Here is a 23,356-nt window from a genome sequence, read left to right on the forward strand (position 1 = left end):
AGCTTAGGGTGCGCTTATTTGAGCTGGGACCAATTTGGGACCAATCTGGAGCTTTTCCATTTCGCTCCAGTCCGAGCTTGAGTTGATCCAACGCGCATAAGTCGAGAGCAGCATCTGCACACTATGGCCGAGCTGCTGGGAAATGAAGGCGGGGTTCATGCCAGACATAATGCATATTGTCGCATAGGTGTGACCACAGTTGTATGGCGGCCGACGACGGATATTCAGCGCTTTTAGCGTTGCAACCCACTGTTTGTGTAGGTCAGATGTCTGTTTCACGTACTCCGCGTTCTTTGAAAGCGGAAAAATGAAAGGCGTTTCCAGCACCTTGCCTTTGCCTTTTTTCCGACGTTCTGCGTACTCCCTGGCAAATTGCAGAGCATGCATGGCGCGGTCATTCAACAAAACGAAGCGATCTCCGCCCGTTTTCGTACGTTCCACCACTTCCGTCGAGGCGACTCCGCGACACACGTGGGCCGTCCTCTTCTCCTCGTCAATCGCATCCCAGCGCATCGCCAGGGCTTCGGACAGACGCAATCCTGTAAAAAACACAAACTCAAAAAACGCCGCATAGATCGTGCTGGGCCAGTGATCGTGCTGATACATCTTCGCGATGATCTGGTTTGCTTCTTCTCGAGGTGTTAGTAAATTTGGCAGGGTTTGACTCGCTGCCTCATGCTGCGATCAGCGAAAAGCTCTCAATAACGGTTTGAAAAATCACGAAGCTAAATGTCAATTTTGCCGGTGTTGGGGTATCACGAGTGACCGGCATGGGTCCTCGTCAGTAAAAAGTGAGTCTAAAAATTGCCTGCAGAATTTCCAGAGTTTTCTCTTAAAAGAATCATTCTTAGAAAAGTTCGTCCTGAGGATGTTGGCTCTGTTTACGCGGGTCTGTCGGATCCGCGAGTGGTGGCTCAGTACGGTGTTTCCTATACAAGCTTGGCTGCTACTGATGAGCAGATGAGATGGTTTGAGCATATCGTCAGCCAGGAGACAGGAAGATGGTGGGCTATAGCCCTCAACACAGATGATTCAATGATCGGAGCATGCGGGCTGAATGATTGGTGCCATAAGCACCGCAAGGCTGAAATCGGCTATTGGCTGATGCCCGAGCACTGGCGCAAAGATCTCTTAACTGAAGCTCTACCAGCAGTTATCCGGTACGGCTTGCGGGAAATGGGGCTACATCGGATCCACGCAGACGTGGAGCCTGATAACAAGCCCAGCTGCGCGCTTCTGACAAAGTTTGGATTTCACCTCGAAGGCACGCTTCGTGATGTTGAGCTTAAGGATGGCAAGTTTCTAAGTCTTCACCAGTACGGCCTGCTTGCCTCAGATGCCGCTGCATCACGGTTCCTTAACTGATCACCACCGTGGAGTACCGGTGGTGGCAATTTGGTTTGGGTTGGAGTATTACGGGAGATCGGCATGGGGCCGATCTTGGGTCGATTGTTATGATTGATAACCCTGAAAATGCTCTGGAGCTCGCGCTCGGCATGCTGTTGGCTTCGATTGATATTCAGGGGCTAGATGCTAAAGATTTTGTAGATCATGCCTCCGGACTTGTCACGAAGGCCTCTAACCACTTCGAAAACGATGCAGTTGGGAGTCGGGTTATAGCTGAGCTTCACAGTGCCTATGCGCAAATGTTGGCTTCGAAGCAGCGACGTGAGACTTGAGATGATTTTTTGGTCCGACAGTGAAGCGCCGGAATTTGTTGAGGGTCTTCTTGTCCGGCGGCAAGGACTCGGAAAGGCCGTAGTCTTTCGCCTTGATGAAGTCGTTGAAGTTCTTCGGCCGGCTGCACAAAGCGCTGCCGGGTCATCCAGGATCTGATCAAGACGCTCAGACTGATCGCAGCAACGGTGGCGATAAGTAGTATTCAGCGATCACAAGATAAATCACAGAGCCCGGCCATCGGCCGGGCTCTTTATGAGCCGCAATTGGCTATAGGCGAAATTGGTTAACCATCCGGTTCAGTTCAGCCGCCAGCTTCGACAGTTCCAAACTGGCCGACGCGGTCTGGTTAGATCCTTCCGACGCCTGGCTCGACAAATCTCGGATACTGACCAGGCTTCGATCCACTTCGCGGGCTACTTGAGCTTGCTCCTCTGACGCTGTGGCAATCAGCACGTTGCGCTCCGTTATGTCGTCAATGGTTTCGGTAATTTCCACCAATGCCGACCCAGCACCACGCGCTGTATCGAGTGTTTTTTGCGCTTGGGTGTTGCTATTACTCATTGCAGAAACGGCGGCTCCAGTACCTTTCTGAATGGACGTGATCATCTGTTCGATCTCGCTGGTCGAAGTTTGCGTTCTATGCGCGAGCGCTCGGACTTCATCGGCGACCACAGCGAACCCGCGGCCTGCTTCTCCTGCCCTTGCGGCTTCGATTGCAGCGTTGAGTGCAAGCAAATTAGTCTGTTCGGCGATGGCCCTGATGACGTCTAGAACCTTACTGATGTCGGTAGCCATCACCGCGAGCCCTTGAACCTCATTGGATGCGTCTCCCACGCTTGAAACCATCAGGCTAATCGCTTCGACGGTTTCATCCACTCGTGCGCGGCCGGCTATAGCTGCCGAATTGGATCGCGTAGCGGCTTCAGATGCCGCAGAGGCATTTCTGGCCACTTCTTCAACTGCAGCGCTCATCTCGGTAACAGCCGTAGCGGCCATTTCCACTTCGTGGCTCTGTTGCTGCATGCCGGTATTCGCGTTTTCGGTTACGGCATGCATTTCCTCGGATGTCGATGCCAGCTGGTTGGATGAGTCGGATATCGACAAAAGTGTGGTTCGCAAGTTAGCCTGCATCGCTTTCAAAGCCTGCATCAGCCGCGCTACCTCATCGGTGCCTTGCACATCGATCACTTCGCTAAGGTCGTTTTTTGCAATCCGCTCAGCGATGGCCAATGATCGATTGACCGGGGTGGTGAGGCTTCGGGTGTACATGAAAGCAAGTACTATCGCAGCCAGCGTGCTCACCAAAATGAAACCGCCGACGACCAGTTTGCTTTGTTCATAAGTATGCGTTGCCTCTTTGCCCGCATTTAGTGCTTTATTGTTATTGAGTTCGATCAGATTCTGAAGAACGGTGTTTACGCCATCCGCCCCAAACTTCATTACCTCGCTGGACAGCTTGACTGCATCCTCGAATTTTCCGGCACCTGTAAGGGCCAGGTATTGATCCTGAACGACCTCATAGGTGCGGTAATCTTTCGCCAATTCCCCGATAAGCTGTTTGCCCTTAGCTGTTACGATGAGCGGTTGGAGTTTCTGGATGAGGTCCTCAAAATTTCCGCGCGATTTTTCGACCTCTACAAGCGCTTGCGCTCTGCGTTCGGCAGGCTCAATAGGGTTGCGCAATCTCGAATTATTATTTCGAATGCTCAAAAACTCGCGGTCCATCTTGGCGAGTATCGAAATGCTGGGCACCACGTTGTTTTCTACAAACTTCTCAGCGTCGTTTAAGCTTGATGCCTGGATGAGAGCTACCACTCCCAACCCAATTATCATCAAGCAAAAAAAGCCGAAGCTAAGTGTGGAACGTGGTGCGATATTGAGTTTGCGCAAAATCATATTTAGACCTCTCCCTGATCCTAAGGTATCGGCAGCAAACTGAGCCGCAGCAGCCCGTCCATCGGTACGAGGCATGTTAGTGCTACGAGTACAAAGGGCTTTGCACCTATTTCCAGCCTCGACATTGATCGGGGCCTTTCGTTTTCAGCCCGCCACACCCGTCGCACTGAGCAGTGAGTGCCGCTGGGGCTGACCTGTTTCAAACATGCCCCACGGAGTCGAGCGCATGGAGTATCTACAGCGCCTGCTCGACAAGATCGACAGGTTCGAATTGTTGATTGCGGGCCTGATTGGGGCTGTTGTTGCCAGTGGGTGGCACAAGGATGACTTGTCCGACTGGTGCGCCTGGATGATGTTCTTGATCACGGGGGTGGCCTGCTCGCTGTACCTGACGAGCATGGTCAGCGCCTACCTGAATGTCACTGAGCCCAAGATCGTCGCGGGGATTGGTTTCCTCCTGGGCACGTTCGGCGGTTCTCTCCTGGCAGCAATCAACCGAGCCATCAAAGCCGCTGACCTCTGGGCGCTCATCCGCCAGCGGTTCGGGGGAGGCAACCCATGAATCTTGAACTGATCAACTCCATCGCCTGCGGCCTTATCGCGCTGTGGGCCACCTGGTGCGTACTGAAATTGTTAGTTTGGGGCGCAGAGGGCCAGCTTGTTGCGTTTCACTCATGTGAACGTCCTTGTGATTTGACATCTATCAATACCTGCAACTATTAACCAGTTCAAGTTGGAGTGGCACTTCGATGACGACCATTGCCTACAAAGACGGTGTGATCGCCTATGACTCCCAGGTAACACGTGGTGACGTCATCACAGACGATGCGTATGAGAAGTGCATCGAGCAGAAGGGCCTGAAGTTCTTCTGTGCTGGGCCGGTGTCTGACCACCAGCGGCTGGTTGACGTCTATGACTGTGCTTGATCAGATCAACGAGCGCTGGGCAGAGGTACGCTCCGGTCTGCCAGCGTGCCGACCAATCCCGACTGGATGATGCGTCGGGAGATGATGAGGCAGAGCTATACCACCAAACTGGACCAGCTCTGGACGGTGGCTTGCTAATAAGAGGCATATTTCGATCGGCAGAACGCCGTGGGTGGTATTTATCAGATAAAAACACGAAGCCTTGGTCGTACTACTGATTTAAGGCAATCAATCGGAATCCTTGAATACTGCCAGAGTCATTTTTATGAAGTTTGCATCATGGCCGATGGTGAAGAGCGCCCCGCGCACGTTTTCTGCCACCTAGGCAGAACCTTGCCGGTCGACCCAATTCGATAGTTTCAAATGGCCGCTTCTAGGGCGAGTTGATTCTCGTAGAGTTTGAAAAGCAGGGGAGGGAGCAGGTCAGAATTCAGCATCGTTGTTCCTCCGTGGAGTGAACAGCGTAGCAGGCAAATTATGGAGTTGGGAGATCGGTCGGCAGGACGCCGGAGCAGGGTTATGCAGTTTCGGCATGAGCTTGAATTTACCCGTTGGGACCAGTCTTGGGACCAACGGGCGCATTTCGGAGCGTTATGGTTGATTACTCATGACGACATGGACCAGTAAACACTGATCACCAGTAATCACCAGAATGCGTTTCATACCGCATGGTCATGTTAGCCGTGGAGATCAATTACTTTACCTATCAATGGGTTGCGAGCGTGACGGCAGGTGCCTTCAGGCATGCGTCAACAGCGACATCAAGGCGCGAAACCCGGTCGCTGAGCGGAAAATTCGGGATGTGTGTTGGAATTTGGCGCGCCTTTTCGCATATGTCAGGCAACAGTTGTATGGCCAGCGAAGGTTGGTTTGGCCAATGTCTCCGGCATGGCCAGCCACAGTAGCAGCAATGCGGCGGCGGCCACCCCGGCCAGGGTCAGGAAGGCGGCGTTGTAGCCGGCCATTTGCACCACGAAGCCGGCCAGGCTGCTGCTCAGTGCCGCGCCCAGGCCGAATACAGTCGACAGTGCGCCAAGGCTGACGTTGAAGCGGCCGGTGCCTTGGGTCAGGTCCTTGACGATCACCGGGAACAACGCGCCGAAAATGCCTGCGCCGATGCCATCGAGCATCTGCACGGCAACCAGCCAATAGGGGTCGTTGGAGAAGGTGTAGAGCACGCCGCGCAACGGCAGAATCATGAACCCGGCCAGTAGCAGCGGCTTGCGTCCCCACACGTCGGCCTTGATCCCCACCAGCATCGCCGTTGGCACCATCACCAACTGCGCAGCGACGATGCAGGCCGAGGTCAACGGCGTGGCCATCTGCAGGTTGATCTGCGACAGCTTCTGACTGACCAACGGCAACATCGCAGCATTGGCCAAGTGAAACAGCGCGCAGCAAATGGCGAACAGCAGCAACGGGCGGTTGGCGAGCAGCACGCTCAGCCCCGAGGGCTGCTCATGGTCAGTGTGATGAGCCGGGTCGAAGCCACGGGCCACCTCGTGGTCGATGGCCTTGGCCGGGACGCAACTGACGGCGATGACACTGGCGACGGCCATAAACGCCATGAGGTAGAACACCACTACCGGCCCGAACAGATACGCCAGGCCGCCGGCCAGCAATGCCGCTGCGGCGTTGCCGGCGTGATTGAAGGTTTCGTTGCGCCCGGTACGCCGGGTAAACGCACGCGGCCCGGTGATGCCCAGGGAAATCGCGGAAATCGCCGGGGCGAACACCGAGGCGGCGATGGCGCTGGCGGCCTGGGTCAGCGCCACCCAGCCGAATGAACTGACGAAAGGCAGCATCAGGCAGCTGAGCGTGACCAGCAGCGCGGCAATCGCAATCACCGCGCGTTTGCTGCGGGTACGGTCGATCAACGCACCCGCCGGGCCCTGGGTGAGCAACGCGGCGACCCCGGCAAGGGTCATGACCACGCCGATACTGGCCGGGTCCCATTGGTGTACCGCCAGCAAATAAATCGCCAGGTACGGACCCAGGCCGTCGCGCACATCCGCGAGAAAGAAATTCAGGCTGTCCAGGGACAAGGCAGTGCGCAGGTCTGAGTGATGGGCCACGGTGCTATCTTCCAGAGCGCAGTCCGGGGCTGGACACGCGTTGGGGTAGTGACCTGCACGCCGGGTCATTAGTTCGCTGTTGCCTGGCAATTGCAGGCGCAAAAAAAAGCCCGCAAGCAGAGGCGGGCCAAGGGATTCACTGGAGTAGGTAGGCTTCACCTTAGAGGTCGGAAAGTGAAGGCCTTGTGAAAATGCTGTGATCAAACCGGATAAGCAGGCCGTTCATGCCCGACGCACGAAGGTGCGCATGGTCTGCCCCGGGCCTGTGCTGAATACAGTGGGCCGGGGCATGCCTTCATCGGCGGCGATGAACACAAAATGATCGCCCTCGAGGCGGTAGCTGGCCGGTAGCGACTTGCCGGCGTCCGCGCCGATGGCGTCCACCCAGGTAATGCTCTTGGGCGTGGTGTCGGCGTCCAGTACAAAACAGCCTGACAGCAAGATTTCCCCCTCGACGGTGACGACTTCGAACCTATCCGCGCTGATAGTGGTAATGGCGCCTGGCGCGCTGTGCGCGTCGGGAGGGTTGAGCACGCCATTGTCTTCCAGGGCGATTTGCTCCCAGGCACCTTGCAGGGCGCGATAGTCCGTGGCTGAAGGGGATGGCATGCAATTTCCTTGTGCTGATGTGGGGAGGCGGACAGTGGTACTGGCAATGTAACAGCACTGCAGATAACGGGATTTTTTTCTTTATGGGACAGCCATTTGACAGCTTTTTCATGTTGTATTGACTACGCTTGTAGCGTGATTAGTCCCACATCGAAATATGTTTGTGACTACACGTCGACATGAAGCAGAAATAATCCTTAAAGCAGTGGGATTTTTCGTCAGCCTAAGTGGTCAGACTGCCATTGGTCGGCCGTGTTCAGGGCGTTGTCCCTGACTTGAAGCCGCTAGGGCTTCCGCTAAGTGATGGCCTTTTAGTATTAATTTAAGGTGTTCTTATTTTGAATCGAAGTTCCTCGCTTACGCCTGCTGTAGCGTCTGATGAAATGGATCTGTTTGAATTGTTTAATGCCATATGGCGGCAAAAGAAGCTGATCGTGGGGTGTACGGTTCTGGCGGGGATTCTGGGTGCGGGATATGCCTTTCTCGCGCCCAAGACGTATGAGGTCAGCAGTGTGCTGCGACCTGCGGCAATCAATGAGTTGGACGCGCTGAACCGCTCGGAAGTGTATAAGTTGCCGCCCGCTGATGCGTTGCTCAAAGTGGGCGCGCAGTTGGACTCGTACGAGGCGCGTCTGGGCTTCTTCAAGGACCATGAAGAATTGTTCAAGGCGTTCAAGAAGCCAGGGCAGACCCTGGAGCAGAGTTTTGAAGACTTCAATCGCAATTCGGTCAATCTGATCCTGCCGGACCCGAAAAAATCCGACTCGCTGAGTAACTATATCCGCCTGGAATTGCAGTACCCGACCGATGTCGACGGGGTGAAGATTCTCAATGGGTTTGTCGACTACGCCATTGCCGCAGAGCGTCAGCAGGTGGGGGCCGACCTCAAAGTGATCGTGAACAACCGCCTCAATGAGCTCAAGGGCAAGATCGGCGCGGCCCGTGCCAACTACGACACCGACAAGGAATCGAAGATCGCCAAGCTGCTCGAAGCCGACCGGCTCAAGCGCGCCCAATTGGAGGATGAGCTGAGCGCCCTGCGCTTGCAGATGAAAATGGAGCGGACCAACCGCCTGGCCGAATTGGCTGAAGCAATCGGCATCGCCCAGTCCATGGGGATCAGGACACCGACCACGCCATCCTCGATGGCCGACTCCACGCGAACCGGCTCAAGCCAGGTGATGCGCACTGAGGTCAACAATCAGAAGATTCCGCTGTACTTCATGGGTACCGAGGCGCTGGAGGCTGAGCGCGTCGCGCTGCAAAAGCGCACCAGCGATGACTTCACCAACCCGCGTATTGCTGAAATCGGCAAGGAACTGCGGTTATTGGACGCCAACCGGGAAGTTGAAGTGCTGCGCAAACGTGGCAATGAAGACATTTTCCTGCAGGACGTAGAGCCACTGCGCGCCGAAGTCGCCAGGCTGCGTGGTTTGAACATCGACATGAGCAACCTGAAGCTGGTGACGATCGACCGCCGCGCCCAAGAGCCACTGTCACCGATCAAACCGAAAAAAGCCCTGGTCATTGCATTGAGCCTGGTGGGCGGTCTGCTGCTGGGCCTGATGGTCGCGCTGGTCCGCCACCTGGTGCTGACTCGACGCGACGTCGTGCCTTTCTCGGCATTGGAAGACAGCAGTTTTTCCCGCCGTGAGCGTAAGGACGATCAACTGTAAGCCATGGCACTGCCCTCCAGTGGGCGGGTCTTGAGGCCCGCCTGCTCATCCCCCCAGCACACTCAGTAGACAGCTTTTCACAATTCTTAGTTAACCTTTGGTTACAAAGTATGGCTAAATAACCGCCAATGGTCACACATCGCATGGTCCTCCAGCCGGTCGTGTCACCTGTATGTGAATTGTGATTTCAGGTGCTGCTATCCATCCTCGGCCGTTGTGGGCACGCAGGAGCAGCCTGTTTTCTCCCAGACGTGTGACGAATCCCTTGAAACTCATCATTGTTGCTCTCTACGTTGCCTCCATCGCGTATGTACATCTGCGTGGCCGGGTGCGACACAAGCTGGGCCGCCAACTTAGCGACCATTCGACGTTCCTGGCGCCGATCAACTGCTTCCTGTACCTGTTTTCCAGGCAACCCAGCCGCCCCTTTCTGTCGCCCAGCGACTTTCCGGACCTGAGCCCGTTGCAGGAGCACTGGGAAGAGATCCGCCAGGAAGGCCAGAACCTGATGCGGGCCGGAGAAATCAAACGTTCGCAGCAGTACAACGATGTGGGGTTCAACTCGTTCTTCAAGTCCGGCTGGAAGCGCTTTTATCTGAAATGGTATGGCGACAGTCACCCTTCAGCGATGAAGCTGTGCCCGCGTACCACCGAACTGGTGCAAAGCATCGGCTCGATCAAGGCCGCGATGTTCGCCGAGCTGCCGCCGGGCTCCAGGCTCGTGCGTCACCGTGACCCTTACGCCGGTTCCTATCGTTATCACCTGGGGCTGGACACGCCGAACGATCCGGGCTGCTATATCAATGTGGACGGCGAAAGCTATTACTGGCGCGACGGCGAGCCGGTGATGTTTGACGAGACCTACATTCATTATGCGCAGAACACCACATCGCATAACCGCATCATTCTGTTCTGCGACATCGAACGACCGATGAAATACCGCTGGGCAGCCGCATTCAACCGTTGGTTCAGCCGCAATGTGATGGCCGCTGCGGGGTCGCCCAATGACGAGGGCGACAAGACCGGCGCCCTCAACCGCGCCTTTACCCGATTGTATAAAATCAGGTTGCGTGGCAAGGAACTCAAAAAGCGCAATCGCACGCGCTATTACCTGGAAAAATGGGCAATCTTCGCCGGGTTGGCATTGATCTTCATCCTTATCTGAGCTGCGCGGGCGCGAATCACTTCGGTGGCTTCGCGCCTAGCTTGTCCCACATCTGCTTGCTGATCTTCTGACGATTGGCATAGCCGGCCCAAGGGTCGGCCTTCAACTCCCGCAACCGTTCGTGCAGATTGGCCACCGTCCATTGCTGGGCGCCGCGCACGCCACTGAGTTCATCCCGACTGATGGGCACCGACACCGGCAGGCCCGGCCGTGCCCGCACGGAGTAAGCCGCTACGGTGCTGGCGCCGCGGGCGTTGCGCAGATAATCGATGAAGATTTTGCCTACGCGGTTCTTCGGGCCGCTGGTGGCGGTAAAGCGCTCCGGCAGTTGTTGGGTCATGAATTGGGCGATGGCTTTGGCGAAGGCTTTGACGGTGTCCCAGTTATCCCGTCGCGCCAGCGGTACGATCAGGTGAAAGCCTTTGCCACCGCTGGTTTTGACGAAGGCCTGCAAACCTATTTCATCCAGTACCGACAGCGTCAACTGCGCAGCTTCCAGCATGGACTTCCAGGGCAGGGCGGGGTCCGGATCCAGGTCAAGGACGAACAGGTCGGGGGTTTCGATCTTGTCCGTGGTCGCGCCCCAGGTGTGCAGTTCAACCGTGCCCATTTGCACCGCGCCGAGCAGGGCATCGGCGCTGTCTATTTCCATCAGGCGGGCGTGGCCGGGGTCAAGTGCCGGGTCCAACTGCTTGATGTGCGGGATGGTCATGCGTTCGGAATGCTTCTGGAAGAACTGTTCGCCTTCGATGCCCTCTGGCGCCCTGAGCAGCGAGACAGGCCGGTTGCGCAGAAAGGGCAGGATGGATGCACTGATATCGGCGTAGAACTGCGCCAATTCCTGCTTTTGCGTGCCGCTCTGCGTGTCGATGACACGATCAGGGTGGGTGATTTTCATGGCTTTCACGGTTTTCACCGCCTTCCCGGGTTTTTTCGTCTTTGGCGCCTTCACCGATTTGGCCGTACGCGGCTGTTCATGAATGATCTGCGCAGCCGGCTTGTCGGTGCGCATGCCCACAAATGCAGCCTGGCGCACCACGCCTTCTCGGGTCCACTCGGCAAACTGCACCTCACCGACCAGACTGGGCTCGACCCAGTGCACGCCGCGCGCCTGGGCACTGGTCAACGGCTTTTGCAGCGGCGAGTCCGTGCGCTCAAGCGCGGTGAGCCTGGCATAGATGGCTTTGAGCGACGCCTGGTCGAAACCGGTGCCCACACGCCCCGCATACACCAGCCCGGCGTCGTCGTTGACCGCCAGGAGCAGCGCGCCAAACCCGGTGCGCGAGCCTTGGGGGCGGGTATAGCCGACAATCACGAATTCCTGGCGCAAACGGCATTTGAGCTTGATCCAGTCGGCACTGCGGCTGGACACATAAGGGCTGCCGGCACGCTTGCCGATGACACCCTCCAGGGCCAGGTCGCAGGCGCTTTCGAAAATGTCGCGGTGGTCGGCGGCAAAGGCTTCAGAGAAGCGCAGCAGCTTGCTCTTGCTGGCAGACAGAGCGGATTTAAGTGCCGCGCGACGGCTTTCTACCGGCTCTTGGCGCTGATCGCGACCGTCAAGAAACGGCGCATCGAACAGGTAGTAAACGATGTCGAGGCTGCGGCCGATATCGAAGGCATTCTGCAAGGCCTGGAAATCCGGCAAGCCGTCGCTGTTGAGGCTGACCACTTCGCCATCCAGCCAGCTGTCCTTGAGCTTGAGCGCTTGCAAGGCTTTGGCCTGGCGCGGCAGGCGCTCGGTCCAGTCGTGGCCGTTGCGGGTGAACAGGCGGACTTCACCGTCGCGAATGCGCGCGAGGATGCGGTAACCGTCGAATTTGATCTCGTAATGCCAGTCACCTTCGGGTGCCCGGTCGACCAGGGTTGCCAGCTGTGGGGAGAATGCTTCGGGGACGGCGGTTGCTCGCTTGCGCGTGCTCGCCTTGGGGGCTGTCTTGGCTGCCGCTGCAGTTTTGGCCTTGCCCTTGGCCTTACCCACCACCGCGTTGCTGAGCACGCTGGCGGGTTCGGCCTCGACGACATCGTATTGCGCCGAGGCGCGCGCCTGTTGATCCTTTTCCTTGATCAGCAGCCATTGCTCCTTGTCACCGCTGCCTTTGAGCCGCGTGCGCACCAACGTCCAGTCCCCTGCGAGTTTTTCGCCGACGAGGCTGAATTTCAGTTTGCCGGCGGCGTAGGCCTTGTGCGGATCGTCATGGGGTTGCCAGATGCCGCGGTCCCACACGATGACATCCCCGGCGCCATATTGCCCGGCAGGAATACTACCTTCGAAGCCGCCATAACTCAGGGGATGGTCCTCGACGTGCACCGCCAGGCGTTTCTGGCTCGGGTCCAGGCTCGGGCCCTTGGGCACGGCCCAGCTCAACAGCACGCCGTCCAGCTCCAGGCGAAAGTCGTAGTGCAGGTTGCGCGCAGCATGCTTCTGAATCACAAAACTCAGGGCCGAAGCGTTGCGCTTGCCGGCCGCTGACTTGCCGGCCGGCTCGGCGGTGATCTCGAAGTCGCGTTTGCGGTTGTACTCGCTCAGGGGCTTTGCCATGTCGTTCTCCAGCCTATGGCAGGCTCAAGAGGCCTTTTTATTGGATTTTTTTGCCGCTGGTTTTTTCGCCGCAGGTTTACCCGCCAGGCTGCGCTTGAGCAATTCGGTCAAGTCGATCACATCGGCTGATTTGCGCTCTTCGCTGCCTTCGCTCGATTCGACGTCCTCGATCTTGCCGGCCTTAGCCTTCTTCTCCACCAGCGCCATGATCTTTTCCTGGAAGCTGTCGCGGTATTCCTCGGGTTGCCAGTCTGCGCTCATGTCTTGCACCAGACGCTTGGCCATGTCCAGCTCACCCTTGGCCAGGGTCGGCTTGGTCACGTCGCTGCCCAATTCCAGTTCATCCAGGCTGCGCACTTCGGCGGGCCAGCGCAGCATCACCAGCACCAGGGCCGACTCCAGCGGCATCAGTGCGGCCAGGTGTTGCTTGGTGTGCAACACCACGTTGGCCAGGGCAACCTTGCCGGTTTTTTTCAGGGTTTCGCGCAGCAGCGCGTACACCTTGCCGCCGCGTTTATCTGGCGCCAGGAAGTAGGGCGTGTCGATGTTCTGCAGGGGAATCTGGTCGCTGGCGACAAAGGCGATGATTTCGATGGTCTGGGTCGACTTCGGGTGGGCCGAGCGGATTTCTTCTTCGCTGAGCACCACGTAGCGGCCCTTCTCATACGCCACGCCCTTGACGATATTCTCTTTGTTGATCTCTTTCCCGGTCGCCTTGTTGATGCGCTTGTAGCCCACCGGGTCCATGCTGCGTTTATCCAGCCAGTCGAAATCAACGCCTTGGGAGGCTGTCGCCGACACCAGCGAGACCGGGATGTGAACCAGACCGAAGCTGATGGCGCCTTTCCAGATTGCCCGGGGCATAGATACCTCTCCTTCAAAGAATAAGCCTGTGTTCTGGTGACTCATGGGCCCGGGCAAAAGTTTCGGCGGCTGGATGCTCGGACAGATCCTGTTACACGTGATGAGAAACAATTTGATGTCCCCAGCCGAACCCCTGGGGTAGCGTGTTATCGAAAGCACGAGCACTACTCGACATAGCACTACTCGACAGAGAGAGGCAGGGTCATGAACAGTTGTATGCGTTATCTGGCAGTGCTGGCATTGGGGCTCATCCTGGCCCCCGTAGCGCTGGCGCAAAACTTGCCGGGCCAATACGATTCCAACAACAGCCCCATTCATCGGGCCAACCCCAACAGCATGCAGGGCACCCAGCCCAATGCGCCGGCCGTTCGCGGTATCCAGACCGCCCCGAGCAACCCTCGGCCTACGGTGCAAAACGGCGGGATCGGCAATAGCTATCCCAAGCGCGACACCGCGCCCAGTCGCCCGACCACCGAGACCCAAGCGCCCACCTATGATGCCAACGGCAATCGCCGGTAAGGATCCGTCTTATGTTTCTACGCAAAACCCTGCTAGCCGCCCTGTGCGCAACTACGCTGCTGCCATTGGCCGCAGTCCATGCCGCCGAGGTCCGACAGTTTCCCAGTGAGCAAGGCAGCATCACAGCGACGCCGGTCGCCAAGGGCCTGCATCATCCCTGGGCGGTCGCTTTCCTGCCGGACAGGCAAGGCTTCCTGGTGACCGAGCTTCCCGGCCAGCTGCGTTTTGTCAGCCAGGACGGCAAGCTTTCCGCGCCGTTGACGGGCGTGCCGCAGGTGTGGGCCAAGGGGCAGGGCGGTTTGCTTGACGTGGTGCTGTCGCCCGACTTCAAGCAAGACCGTCTGGTCTACCTGTCCTACGCCGAAGGGGGCGGTAAGGATGGCCAGGCCGGGACCGCCGTAGGGCGAGGGCGCCTGGCCGATGACTTGAGTGGCTTGAAGGACTTTACGGTGATCCTGCGCCAGGAGCCCAAGCTGTCCACCGGCAATCACTTTGGCTCGCGCCTGGCGTTTGACCGTGACGGCTACCTGTTCGTGACCCTGGGCGAAAACAACGACCGGCCCACCGCACAGGACCTGGACAAGCTGCAAGGTAAGGTCGTGCGCATCTACCCGGACGGTCGCGTGCCCGACGACAACCCGTTTGTCGGCCAGCCCGGGGTACGCCCCGAAATCTGGTCCTACGGCCAGCGCAACCCGCAGGGCCTGGCGCTGAATCCGTGGAGCGGGACGATCTGGGAAAACGAACACGGGCCACGTGGCGGGGATGAAATCAACATCATCGAGCGCGGCAAGAACTACGGTTGGCCGTTGGCCACGCATGGCATCAACTACTCCCTGACGCCGATTCCCGAGGCCAAGGGCAAGACCGTCGAAGGCACCGTGGCGCCGCACCATGTGTGGGAGAAATCGCCGGGGATCAGTGGCATGGCGTTCTACGACGCCGACCGCTTCAAGGCCTGGCAGCACAACCTGTTTATCGGCGCATTGGCCAGCCAGGAGCTGATCCGGTTGCAGTTCGACGGTGACAAGGTTGTCCATGAGGAGCGTTTGCTGGGTGATTTGAAAGCGCGCATTCGCGATGTGCGGCAGGGGCCGGATGGGTATCTGTATGTGCTGACGGATGAAGATGATGGCGTGCTGTATCGCGTCGGGCTGGATCAGGACTAGGCAATCAGGACTAGGCAGATATAGCTGACGTTCCGAGATCCAAATGTGGGAGGGGGCTTGCCCCCGATGGCGGTGTATCAGTCACTGATGGACTCACTGACCGGTCCTCATCGGGGGCAAGCCCCCTCCCACAGGTTACAGGCCCAGCTCGGACAAACCCGGATGATCATCCGGACGCCGCCCCAACGGCCAGTGGAACTTGCGCTCGCTTTCCTTGATCGGCAGATCGTTGATGCATGCAAAACGGTTGGCCATCAGGCCGTTCTCATCGAACTCCCAATTCTCGTTACCGTACGAGCGAAACCAGTGGCCGGAGTCATCGTGCCATTCGTAGGCATAGCGCACGGCAATGCGATTGTCGGTAAACGCCCATAACTCCTTGATCAGTCGATAGTCCAGTTCCCTGGCCCATTTGCGCGTGAGAAAAGCCTTGGCTTCTTCGCGGTTGTGGGCGAATTCGGCGCGGTTGCGCCATCGGGTGTCCAGCGTATACGCCAGTGAAACCCGGTGCGGGTCGCGGCAATTCCAGCCGTCTTCGGCCAGGCGCACTTTTTCGATGGCCGATTCGCGGGTAAAGGGCGGCAATGGCGGGCGTACTTCTGCGTCAGTGGACATAGAGCAACTCCTGAAAACAGTAGAGCGGATCGAAAGTTGCCAAAAGCGTGCGGTTCAAAGTGCCAATAACGTTCGCGCCATATCCTGCGCATTATCGGCGGCCGTTGAATCGCCCATCACCAGGGCAACGGTAATGGCGCCATCGATCAGGATCAGCAGTTGCGCGGCCTGCCGCTCCGGGTCGGGGGTGCCATGTGCGTGACACAGCTCGAGTGCGTACTCGAACAGTTTTTGTTTGTGGGCCTTGGCCAGCAGGCGTACCGGGTCTTGCGCATTGCCGGTCTCGCCACTGGTATTGATAAAGGCGCAGCCGCGGAAATCCGCCGAGCCGAACCAGCTTTTCAGCGCGCTGAACAGCGCCAGCAGGCGCTCGCCACTGTCGTCGCTGCGCTCCACTTGCGTGCGCAGCCAGTGCATCCAGCGTTCGTCGCGGCGCTGCAGGGCGGCAATCACCAGCTCATCCTTGTTGGCGAAATAGCGATAGATGCTTTTTCTCGAGACACCGGCAGTTTTCACCAGCAAGTCCACACCGGTGGCCGCGATGCCATGGCGATAAATCAGCTTCTCGGTAACGTCGAGAATGATATCGCGTGTTTCGTTAGAGGTCATATCGTTCATGGCTGGAACAGTAGAACGATCGTTCTTCTTGGTCAAGGGGCTTTTTCGGTTCGCGCTGACGAGACCTGAGCATCCTCATGGTGTAAGCTTTGGGCCTCTTCGGATTCGACCTCTGCGAGCCTTATGCCGTCGTTCTTCAAACGCTCCCTGTTGCCTAAACTGCGCGGTTTCCCGGTGTCCATCGATGCCATCGAGGTGCTGTCCGGCGCCGATGCCTATCGGCGTTGCCTGCTGGAGAACATTGCGCAGGCCACCCGGCGCATTTACATCGTTGCGTTGTACTTGCAGCAGGATGAAGCGGGGCAGGAGATCTACGACGCACTGCACGCCGCGAAGGCGGCACGGCCGGAGCTGGACATCGTGGTGATGGTCGACTGGTTGCGCGCCCAGCGTGGGCTGATTGGCGCCGGCAAGCAGCCGGGCAACAGCGCCTGGTACCAGGCCATGACCCAGAGCCATGCCAGTGAAGTGCCGGTGTACGGCGTGCCGGTGCAAACCCGCGAATTGTTCGGCGTATTGCACCTCAAGGGCTTTGTGATCGATGACACGGTGTTGTACAGCGGCGCCAGCTTGAACAACGTGTACCTGCACAAGTTCGACAAGTACCGCTTCGACCGCTATCACCTGATCCACAGCCAGCCGCTGGCCGATTCCATGCAACATCTGGTGGAGCATGGCCTGGTGGCGTCCAAGGCGGTGCACCGCCTCGACCTGCCCAACCCGCCCACCACCCGCAGCCTGCGCAACGATATCGGTGACCTGCGCAGCCGGCTCAAGCATGCGACGTATGACACCAGTGCCGGGCAGTTGCCCAACGGGCACTTGCAGGTCAGCCCGCTGCTCGGTGTCGGCAAGAACAACCCGCTCAGCCGGGTGATCCTGGAACTGATCGCCAGCGCCCAGCAGCAACTGACGATCTGCACGCCGTATTTCAACCTGCCGCTGCCGGTGACTCGGGAGATCAACCGGGCCCTGGCGCGCGGCGTGAAGATCGACATCATCGTCGGCGACAAGACCGCCAACGACTTCTACATTCCGCCCAGCGAACCTTTCAAGGTGATCGCAGCGCTGCCTTATCTGTATGAGATCAGCCTGCGTCGCTTTGCCAAGCGCCACCAGCCGATGATCGACAGCGGCCAGTTGAACCTGCACCTGTGGCGCGACGGTGACCACAGCTACCACCTCAAGGGCATGTGGGTCGACGAGCGCTACACCTTGCTGACCGGCAACAACCTCAACCCCAGGGCTTTCCGACTCGACCTGGAAAACGCCTTGCTGATCGACGACCCCAAGGGCGAATGGCTGGCGCCGCGAGCGCAGGAGCTGGCGCATATTTTCCAGCACGCCACGCGCATTGCCGGTTACCAGCAATTGCAGACGCTGGTGGATTACCCGGCGGCGGTGGGCAAGTTCCTGCGGCGGGTGAGCAGGGTGCGTATCGAGCGGTTGCTGTACCGGATTCTGTAACTCACCCGGCCCATAAAAAAACACCCAGGCTCCCGACGGGGCCTGGGTGTTTTTTTGCGCGGTCGGCTTGGCTCAGGCCCAATCAGTTCAGGCCCAACTTGCCGCGCAGCATCGACAGGTCTTCGGCCAGGGTGTTAACCGGGCCCACCAGGGCTTTGCGGTCGTTGTCTTTCACCTTGTCGTAGGTCTCGAACCCGCCGTCCGGGGTCTTGTACTTGGCGAGGATTTTGTCCACGGTGGCAAAGTTCTTGTCGACCTTGGCCAGGAATGCCTTGTCTTGCTTGGCGATCTGGCCACGGAACAGGTCGACGATCTTCTTCGCACCGTCGATATTGCCCTGGAAGTCATACAGGTCGGTGTGGCTGTAGCGGTCTTCTTCGCCGGAAATCTTGGTGGCGGCCACTTCTTCAAGCAGCGCTGCCGCACCGCCGACGACTTTTTCCGGTGGGAAGGTCAGGCCGTCCACGCGGGTTTTCAGGTCCAGCACGTCGCTGTTGAGCTTGTCGGTGAGCGCGTCGAGGCCCTGGGTGGTGTTCTCGGAAAACAGGCTGTATTCGATGCGGTGAAAGCCGGTGAAGTCGTCGGCCTTCACGCCTTTTTCGTGGTCATCGACACGTGAGTCGATGGAGGCGTCGAGGTCGCTGAACAGCTCGGCGATCGGCTCGATGGACTCGTAGTGCACACGGGTCGGCGCATAGAGTTTCCTGGCGGTGGCTAGGTCGCCTTGTTTCACGGCGGCGGTGAAGGCCTGGGTCTGGGTGACCAGTTCACCGATCTCTTCGGTGACGTAGATCTTGTAGTCGGACACCGGCCCTACCAGGTCCAGTGGCGCCGTGGCGGCGAAGGCGGCCAGTGGCGAAAGGGTGATCAGCAACGACAACGCGAGGGTCGACTTTTTCATGGGACGGTATCCGCTCTGAGTTTGTTTCAGGTTTTGGCAGTAGTTTGAAGGGGCGTTGCCGCGAGCAGCGTGCGCCCGATGAAATCCTCAGCGCCCGTGACGCCCGGCAGGGTAAAGAAATAGCCGCCGCCGACCGGCTTGAGGTATTCCTCCAGGGGCTCACCGTTGAGCCGGGTTTGCACGCTGATAAAGCCTTTCTCCAGGTCAGCCTGGTAGCAGATGAACAGCAGCCCCATGTCCAGCTGACCGTTTTTATTCACGCCGTTGGAATAGTTGAACGGCCGGCGCAGGATCAGGTTGGCCTGGGTCTCTGGGGTGCGCGGATTGGCCAGGCGGATGTGGGCATCGAGCTTGGTCACCTTGCCTTCCGGGTCCTTGCTGTAATCGGGCACCTGGGATTCCTTGTCGCCCCCCATCGGCGCGCCGGTGGGTTTGACCCGGCCAATGATGCTTTCCTGTTCCTGCAGCGGGGTACGGTCCCAGCGCTCGACGAAGTTGCGGATGATGCGCACCGCCTGGTAGCTGCCATGGGCGGCCCAGGCGGGTTCGTCACTGCCGGGCTGGACCCAGACGATGCGGTCCATGGCCTTGGCGTCGTTGGAGTCGGGGTTGGCCGAACCATCACGAAAACCCAGGAAATTGCGCGCACTTTGCGCAGGTTCACCGGCTTTGGCCGGCGCCTGGGGCGGTACGCTGCCTTCCTGTTTCCAGCGCACCAGCAACAGGTCCGGCAGGTTTTTCACGATGTCGCGCAGGGCGTGGATATTGGTGTCTGGCGTATTGGAGCTGAACTGCAGGCTCAGGTCGCCGTGGCACTGTGCCGGTTCCAGCGCATCGTTGGGAAAGCCGACCATGCGAATCAGGCGCTTGGGTTTGGCTGCACCGAGGCCGAAGCGCTCATCGAACAACGACTCGCCGACCGAAACCGTGATGGTCAGGTTATCCGGCGTTACCACCGGGCCGAGGATGCCGGAGTCGGTGGGCGGCAGTTTGGGGTCGACCTGCGGCACGGTGCCGCCGCTCATCAGGAACGCGATGCGCTCGTTCAAGGTACGGAACAGACGTTCCAGGTCTTCCCGGTCGCTGGCCAGCACATCGAAGGCCACCACCATGCCGCAGGCCGGGCGCGGGGTGACGATACCGCTCTGATGCTGGCCAAAGAATGCGTGGTGGTCCTGGGTCTTGTCGCTGCGCGGCGCGGTGGTGACTTGTTCGGTGGCCGCAGCCATGGCCGGGCAGGTCAAGGTGCTGCCGGCGATGGCTGCGCCGGTGGCGGCCATGCCCAACAGGACTCGGCGACGCTGAAGGTTGAATTGTTGTGAATCACTCATGTCTGCGTTCGTCTCACTGCAGGCCGGAAAGGCCGAGGGCGGGGTCGATTCCATCGAGTGCGGCGGCCAGTGCCTTGGCCTTGTCGGCGATCTGCTTGCGCTGATCGGCCGTGACGCTGTCGTACGTGCTGTAGCGGCTGCCGACTTTGAAACCGGCAAGTTCGGCGTCCAATTGCGCCAGTGCGCTGTCGATGGTCGGCAGCAGATCCGCCGCCGACTGGGTCAACAGTGGGCGCATCAGGTCGACCACTTTGTGCGCCACCTGCAGGTTGGCGGCGAAACCGTTGAGGTCGATATGGCTGTAGCGTTCCTCTTCACCGCTGGCGGCGCGCACATCTGCCAGGCTGTTGAGGTTGCGCACCACAATGCTCACCAGTTGCTCCGGCGGCAGGGATTGTGCGAGCAGCTGTTGCTTGAGCGTGGTGACGTCGTTGACCAAACGCTGCGCAATGGGCGCCAGGCCATCGAGGCTGCGCTGCTGAAACAGGCTGTATTCCAGGCGGTGGAAGCCGCTGAAGGCCGGGTCCTGCTCGCGCTTTTCGAAGTAGTCGGCGCGGGCGTTGATCGCGTTGTCCAGCTCGGCCAGGCGTTGCGAGGCCGGCGCCAGGCGTTGGTAGGCTTCGCGGGCCGGTACGTACAAAGCCTGGGCCTGGGTGAGGTCGCCGGCATCGATTGCCTGCTGCAACGCCGTCACAGCCTTGACCAGCGCACTGCCCTGGCTGCTCAGGTACACGCGAAACTCCGACAGCGGCCCGATAAATGCCACCATCGACGGCTTGGCCCTGGCCTGGGCGTCGGACTCAGCGGTGGGCGTCACATGCAAGGTACCGCGTGGGTTACTCAGCAGGCCGCAGGTGATGGCGTAGTCGCCGGGCAGCAGGTTGGCGTTGATCACCTGGCTCAAGCCTGGGGCAATATTTTCCCGCTCTTCGACGACCAGCACGCCGTCGAGGATTTCCCATTCCACCGCGCGATCGGAGCGGTTGATGATGCGAAAGCTCGCACGCCCGGCCGGCACCGTCAGTGCGTTGGGCTCGCAGGCATGGCCGTGGATGGTCACCGCGATTTCATTGTGGTTGGCCTGGCGCTTGCCGGCGGCCAACTGCGAGGCGTAATAAAACAGGCCACCGGCGGCGATCATCACGACCACCGAGCCGGCCAGGGCCCAGCGCAGCGCGCGGGATGGCGCAGCCGGTTGAGGGGTTGGGTTGGACAAGGGGCGGTCCTTACTGGCTGGAGACGGAAGAAGGGTGGGTAACTGACTTGGCGGAAGGCGAGGGCAGGAAGAACATCACCAGGGCCACCACCAGGTAAATCAGATAGGCACCGAGCGTGCTGACCGTCGGTGCTTCCTGATACCCGAACATACCGGCCAGCACTGAGCCCAGCGGGCTGTCCATCGGCAGCGCGGCGCTGAAATCGAACAGCACGGTTTGCAGGTGATTCCACACGCCCGCTTCATGCAGGGCCTGCACCGAGTTGGCGAGAATGCCGGCCGCCACCACGAGAATGAACAGCCCGGTCCAGCGGAAAAACGCGCCGAGGTTCAGGCGCATGCTGCCGGAATAGATCAGAAAGCCCACGACAATCGCGAGGATCAGGCCGAGCAGCGCGCCCGTCGGCGCGCCGGGGCCTTCGCTCTGCTGGAACACGGCGAGCAGAAAGAACACCGTTTCCAGGCCTTCGCGGGCCACGGCGAAGAACACCATGGCGATCAGCGCAAACACTTGATGCCTGGAACCGGCCAAGGCATGGTCAAGGGACTCATGCAGCGAATGTTTGATGGAGCGCGCCACCTTGCGCATCCAGAACACCATGGAACTGAGGATGCCCACCGCGACCAGCCCGACGATGCCCTCGAACAATTCCTGCTGTTTCTGCGGAAATTCGGCGCTGACCAGTTCCAGCCCACCGCCCACCAGCAAGGCCAGCGCAGCGGCGAGAAATACACCGATCCACACGGCGGGCATCCACTGGCCGCGCCCGGTCTGTTGCAGGTAACTGGCGATGATGCCAACGATCAACGCCGCCTCAATGCCTTCGCGCAGCATGATTAAAAAAGGAACGAGCATCGGGCACCACGGCGTAACTAGATAGGAAGCTAAGTTGTAACATAATGATACTCATTGCTAAACAAGAAATATTGACCTTTGCTGAACCTGGGCTGAACGGTGGTGGCGAAGCGCAACCGCCCTTATGATGCAGGCCACCTGGTTTGAAGTCGGATAACTCAACATCCCATGTCGGAAAAAGACACCATCTCCATCCACCTCGTGCGCGAAGCCTTGCTGCAAAGCTGTGCGCCTGGTGCGGCCACTGTCGAGGCATTGAGCAAAGTCGGGATTGATCCTGCGTTGCTTGAGCAGCCCAATGCTCGTGTCCCGGCCACGGCCTATGCGCGCCTTTGGCGTTTGCTGGCGCGGCGCAGGGATGACGAGTTTTTTGGCATGGACCCGCGCACACTCAAATCCGGTAGCCTGGCGTTTCTGTGTCGCGCCGCCATGGCGCAACCGAGCCTGGCGGCGGGCCTTGAAACCGGCCTGGGGTTTCTGTCGTTGATGCTGGAGCACATGCCGGCCCAGTTGGTTCGCCAACAGAGCCTGGCGGAAATCGTCCTGCTCGAACCCGATGAGCCCACGCGTGCGTTCACGTATTTCACTTATTGGATGATCGTCCACGGCGTTGCGTGCTGGCTGGCGGGGCGTCGCATCCCGATCCTGGCCATTGAGCTGCGTTGCGCACAGCCGGACTTCTGTGACGATTACCAGGTGATGTTTTCCGACAACCTGCGCTTTGATCGACCCCGTACCCGCATGATCTTTTCCGCCGAGTGCCTGGACCTGCCGATCAAGCGCAGCCCGCAGGAGCTCCAACGTTTTCTCGCCCATGCGCCGGCTAACATCCTGGTCAAATACCGCGATCCCGAAAGCCTCGCCACGCGCATCAAGCACGACCTTCGGCAGATGCCTCCCGATACCTGGCCGGAAACGGAGGGCCTTGCCGGCACGCTATGTATTTCCGCGTCCACCCTGCGCCGACGCCTGGCGGAAGAAGGGCAGACCTACCAGGGCCTCAAGGACAGCGTGCGCAAGGAACTGGCGATTGTATGGCTGGCAGAGCCGCAGATCAGCTTTGCCCAGATTGCCGAGCGGTTGGGGTTTGCCGATGCGAGTTCGTTCTATAAGGCGTTTCGTAAATGGAGCGGGTCGAATCCGGGGCATTACCGGAGTTTGATCCTGAATGATCAGAGCTGATAGGCAAAAAAAAGCCCCGCGACCGAATGGATCGCAGGGCTAAAAATTG

23 protein-coding genes and 3 pseudogenes are annotated in these 23,356 nt (G+C 58.9%); 12 read left to right on the plus strand and 14 right to left on the minus strand.

What is annotated here, in order from left to right:
* Positions 1-3 precede the first annotated feature (3 nt).
* Positions 4-633 (minus strand): annotated as a pseudogene (locus PspCFBP13528_RS26620) (site-specific integrase); the annotation flags it as partial.
* A gap of 171 nt (positions 634-804) precedes the next feature.
* Here PspCFBP13528_RS26620 and PspCFBP13528_RS26625 point away from each other — a divergent pair.
* Entirely contained in the window at positions 805-1,365 is a 561-nt protein-coding gene (locus PspCFBP13528_RS26625) for a GNAT family protein (protein WP_137201853.1), read from the plus strand.
* An 89-nt stretch (positions 1,366-1,454) separates the two neighbouring features.
* Positions 1,455-1,679 carry a hypothetical protein gene (locus tag PspCFBP13528_RS27540; RefSeq protein ID WP_161594774.1) on the plus strand — a complete coding sequence of 75 codons (225 nt, stop codon included), beginning with the start codon at positions 1,455-1,457 and terminating at the stop codon, positions 1,677-1,679.
* Between the two features lie 19 nt (positions 1,680-1,698).
* Here PspCFBP13528_RS27540 and PspCFBP13528_RS28015 read toward each other — a convergent pair.
* Positions 1,699-1,800, minus strand: a pseudogene (locus PspCFBP13528_RS28015) (nucleoid-associated protein YejK); the annotation flags it as partial.
* A gap of 147 nt (positions 1,801-1,947) precedes the next feature.
* Positions 1,948-3,576: a methyl-accepting chemotaxis protein gene (locus PspCFBP13528_RS26635; RefSeq protein ID WP_137201854.1), complete on the minus strand. Its 1,629-nt coding sequence runs from the start codon at positions 3,574-3,576 to the stop codon at positions 1,948-1,950.
* A 226-nt stretch (positions 3,577-3,802) separates the two neighbouring features.
* Here PspCFBP13528_RS26635 and PspCFBP13528_RS26640 point away from each other — a divergent pair, with 226 nt between their 5' ends.
* The 4 genes from PspCFBP13528_RS26640 (at position 3,803) to PspCFBP13528_RS28020 (ending at position 4,640) form a co-directional block, all read left to right on the plus strand.
* Positions 3,803-4,138, plus strand: coding sequence for an MFS transporter (locus PspCFBP13528_RS26640; protein WP_137201855.1), 336 nt, complete (start codon positions 3,803-3,805; stop codon positions 4,136-4,138).
* Positions 4,135-4,299: a hypothetical protein gene (locus PspCFBP13528_RS27545; protein WP_161594775.1), complete on the plus strand. Its 165-nt coding sequence runs from the start codon at positions 4,135-4,137 to the stop codon at positions 4,297-4,299. The genes PspCFBP13528_RS26640 and PspCFBP13528_RS27545 overlap by 4 nt, the downstream gene beginning before the upstream one ends.
* 26 nt (positions 4,300-4,325) lie before the next feature.
* Positions 4,326-4,502: a hypothetical protein gene (locus tag PspCFBP13528_RS27550; RefSeq protein WP_161594776.1), complete on the plus strand. Its 177-nt coding sequence runs from the start codon at positions 4,326-4,328 to the stop codon at positions 4,500-4,502.
* Between the two features lie 66 nt (positions 4,503-4,568).
* A complete protein-coding gene (locus tag PspCFBP13528_RS28020; RefSeq protein WP_241669146.1) occupies positions 4,569-4,640 on the plus strand; it encodes a hypothetical protein in 72 nt (23 codons plus the stop codon).
* 90 nt (positions 4,641-4,730) lie between these two features.
* Here the strand turns inward: PspCFBP13528_RS28020 and PspCFBP13528_RS28025 are convergent.
* The 3 genes and pseudogenes from PspCFBP13528_RS28025 to PspCFBP13528_RS26660 all read right to left on the minus strand — a co-directional run bounded on the left by PspCFBP13528_RS28025 (position 4,731) and on the right by PspCFBP13528_RS26660 (position 7,186).
* Positions 4,731-4,939 (minus strand): annotated as a pseudogene (locus PspCFBP13528_RS28025) (hypothetical protein).
* A 399-nt stretch (positions 4,940-5,338) separates the two neighbouring features.
* Complete coding sequence (locus PspCFBP13528_RS26655; protein ID WP_101220468.1) at positions 5,339-6,577, minus strand: MFS transporter; 1,239 nt, start codon at positions 6,575-6,577, stop codon at positions 5,339-5,341.
* Positions 6,578-6,799: 222 nt separating this feature from the next.
* Positions 6,800-7,186, minus strand: a complete 387-nt coding sequence (locus PspCFBP13528_RS26660; protein WP_137201856.1) for a TIGR03067 domain-containing protein — start codon at positions 7,184-7,186, stop codon at positions 6,800-6,802.
* 383 nt (positions 7,187-7,569) lie between these two features.
* On the opposite strand from PspCFBP13528_RS26660, the gene PspCFBP13528_RS26665 reads away from it, so the two are divergent.
* Positions 7,570-8,862: a Wzz/FepE/Etk N-terminal domain-containing protein gene (locus PspCFBP13528_RS26665; RefSeq protein ID WP_101220470.1), complete on the plus strand. Its 1,293-nt coding sequence runs from the start codon at positions 7,570-7,572 to the stop codon at positions 8,860-8,862.
* A gap of 265 nt (positions 8,863-9,127) precedes the next feature.
* On the plus strand, positions 9,128-10,027 hold the full coding sequence (gene lpxO / locus PspCFBP13528_RS26670; RefSeq protein ID WP_065950798.1) for a lipid A hydroxylase LpxO: 900 nt from the start codon (positions 9,128-9,130) through the stop codon (positions 10,025-10,027).
* A gap of 16 nt (positions 10,028-10,043) precedes the next feature.
* Here the strand turns inward: lpxO and ligD are convergent, their stop codons facing one another.
* Together ligD and PspCFBP13528_RS26680 are read right to left on the minus strand one after the other, a co-directional pair.
* On the minus strand, positions 10,044-12,569 hold the full coding sequence (gene ligD / locus PspCFBP13528_RS26675; RefSeq protein ID WP_137201857.1) for a DNA ligase D: 2,526 nt from the start codon (positions 12,567-12,569) through the stop codon (positions 10,044-10,046).
* Between the two features lie 24 nt (positions 12,570-12,593).
* Positions 12,594-13,433 (minus strand): Ku protein, encoded by an 840-nt coding sequence (locus PspCFBP13528_RS26680; RefSeq protein ID WP_101220472.1) that lies wholly within the window; start codon positions 13,431-13,433, stop codon positions 12,594-12,596.
* Between the two features lie 204 nt (positions 13,434-13,637).
* On the opposite strand from PspCFBP13528_RS26680, the gene PspCFBP13528_RS26685 reads away from it, so the two are divergent.
* Both PspCFBP13528_RS26685 and PspCFBP13528_RS26690 read left to right on the plus strand, forming a co-directional pair.
* Complete coding sequence (locus PspCFBP13528_RS26685; protein WP_065950795.1) at positions 13,638-13,952, plus strand: hypothetical protein; 315 nt, start codon at positions 13,638-13,640, stop codon at positions 13,950-13,952.
* Positions 13,953-13,963: 11 nt separating this feature from the next.
* Entirely contained in the window at positions 13,964-15,121 is a 1,158-nt protein-coding gene (locus PspCFBP13528_RS26690; protein ID WP_101220473.1) for a PQQ-dependent sugar dehydrogenase, read from the plus strand.
* A 135-nt stretch (positions 15,122-15,256) separates the two neighbouring features.
* Here the strand turns inward: PspCFBP13528_RS26690 and PspCFBP13528_RS26695 are convergent, their stop codons facing one another.
* Both PspCFBP13528_RS26695 and PspCFBP13528_RS26700 read right to left on the minus strand, forming a co-directional pair.
* Positions 15,257-15,736 (minus strand): nuclear transport factor 2 family protein, encoded by a 480-nt coding sequence (locus PspCFBP13528_RS26695; RefSeq protein ID WP_137201858.1) that lies wholly within the window; start codon positions 15,734-15,736, stop codon positions 15,257-15,259.
* A gap of 54 nt (positions 15,737-15,790) precedes the next feature.
* Positions 15,791-16,354 (minus strand): TetR/AcrR family transcriptional regulator, encoded by a 564-nt coding sequence (locus PspCFBP13528_RS26700; RefSeq protein ID WP_137201859.1) that lies wholly within the window; start codon positions 16,352-16,354, stop codon positions 15,791-15,793.
* A gap of 123 nt (positions 16,355-16,477) precedes the next feature.
* Between PspCFBP13528_RS26700 and pssA the strand changes: the two genes are divergently transcribed.
* The gene (pssA, locus tag PspCFBP13528_RS26705; protein WP_101220476.1) at positions 16,478-17,821 is read left to right on the plus strand and encodes a CDP-diacylglycerol--serine O-phosphatidyltransferase; all 1,344 of its coding nucleotides are present in this window, start codon (positions 16,478-16,480) and stop codon (positions 17,819-17,821) included.
* Positions 17,822-17,903: 82 nt separating this feature from the next.
* Here pssA and efeO (PspCFBP13528_RS26710) read toward each other — a convergent pair whose 3' ends face one another.
* From efeO (PspCFBP13528_RS26710) to efeU, 4 genes are read right to left on the minus strand one after another with little or no spacing between them, the layout of a single operon-like run.
* The gene (efeO, locus tag PspCFBP13528_RS26710; RefSeq protein ID WP_065950790.1) at positions 17,904-18,722 is read right to left on the minus strand and encodes an iron uptake system protein EfeO; all 819 of its coding nucleotides are present in this window, start codon (positions 18,720-18,722) and stop codon (positions 17,904-17,906) included.
* A gap of 26 nt (positions 18,723-18,748) precedes the next feature.
* Positions 18,749-20,053, minus strand: coding sequence for an iron uptake transporter deferrochelatase/peroxidase subunit (efeB, locus tag PspCFBP13528_RS26715; RefSeq protein WP_137201860.1), 1,305 nt, complete (start codon positions 20,051-20,053; stop codon positions 18,749-18,751).
* A gap of 13 nt (positions 20,054-20,066) precedes the next feature.
* The gene (efeO, locus tag PspCFBP13528_RS26720; RefSeq protein ID WP_065950788.1) at positions 20,067-21,269 is read right to left on the minus strand and encodes an iron uptake system protein EfeO; all 1,203 of its coding nucleotides are present in this window, start codon (positions 21,267-21,269) and stop codon (positions 20,067-20,069) included.
* A 10-nt stretch (positions 21,270-21,279) separates the two neighbouring features.
* Entirely contained in the window at positions 21,280-22,125 is an 846-nt protein-coding gene (efeU, locus tag PspCFBP13528_RS26725; protein WP_137201861.1) for an iron uptake transporter permease EfeU, read from the minus strand.
* Positions 22,126-22,293: 168 nt separating this feature from the next.
* On the opposite strand from efeU, the gene PspCFBP13528_RS26730 reads away from it, so the two are divergent.
* Positions 22,294-23,307: an AraC family transcriptional regulator gene (locus PspCFBP13528_RS26730; protein ID WP_137201862.1), complete on the plus strand. Its 1,014-nt coding sequence runs from the start codon at positions 22,294-22,296 to the stop codon at positions 23,305-23,307.
* Positions 23,308-23,356 lie beyond the last annotated feature (49 nt).

Source organism: Pseudomonas sp. CFBP13528, from assembly GCF_005233615.1.
In the GTDB taxonomy this organism is placed as follows: domain Bacteria; phylum Pseudomonadota; class Gammaproteobacteria; order Pseudomonadales; family Pseudomonadaceae; genus Aquipseudomonas; species Aquipseudomonas fluorescens_AM.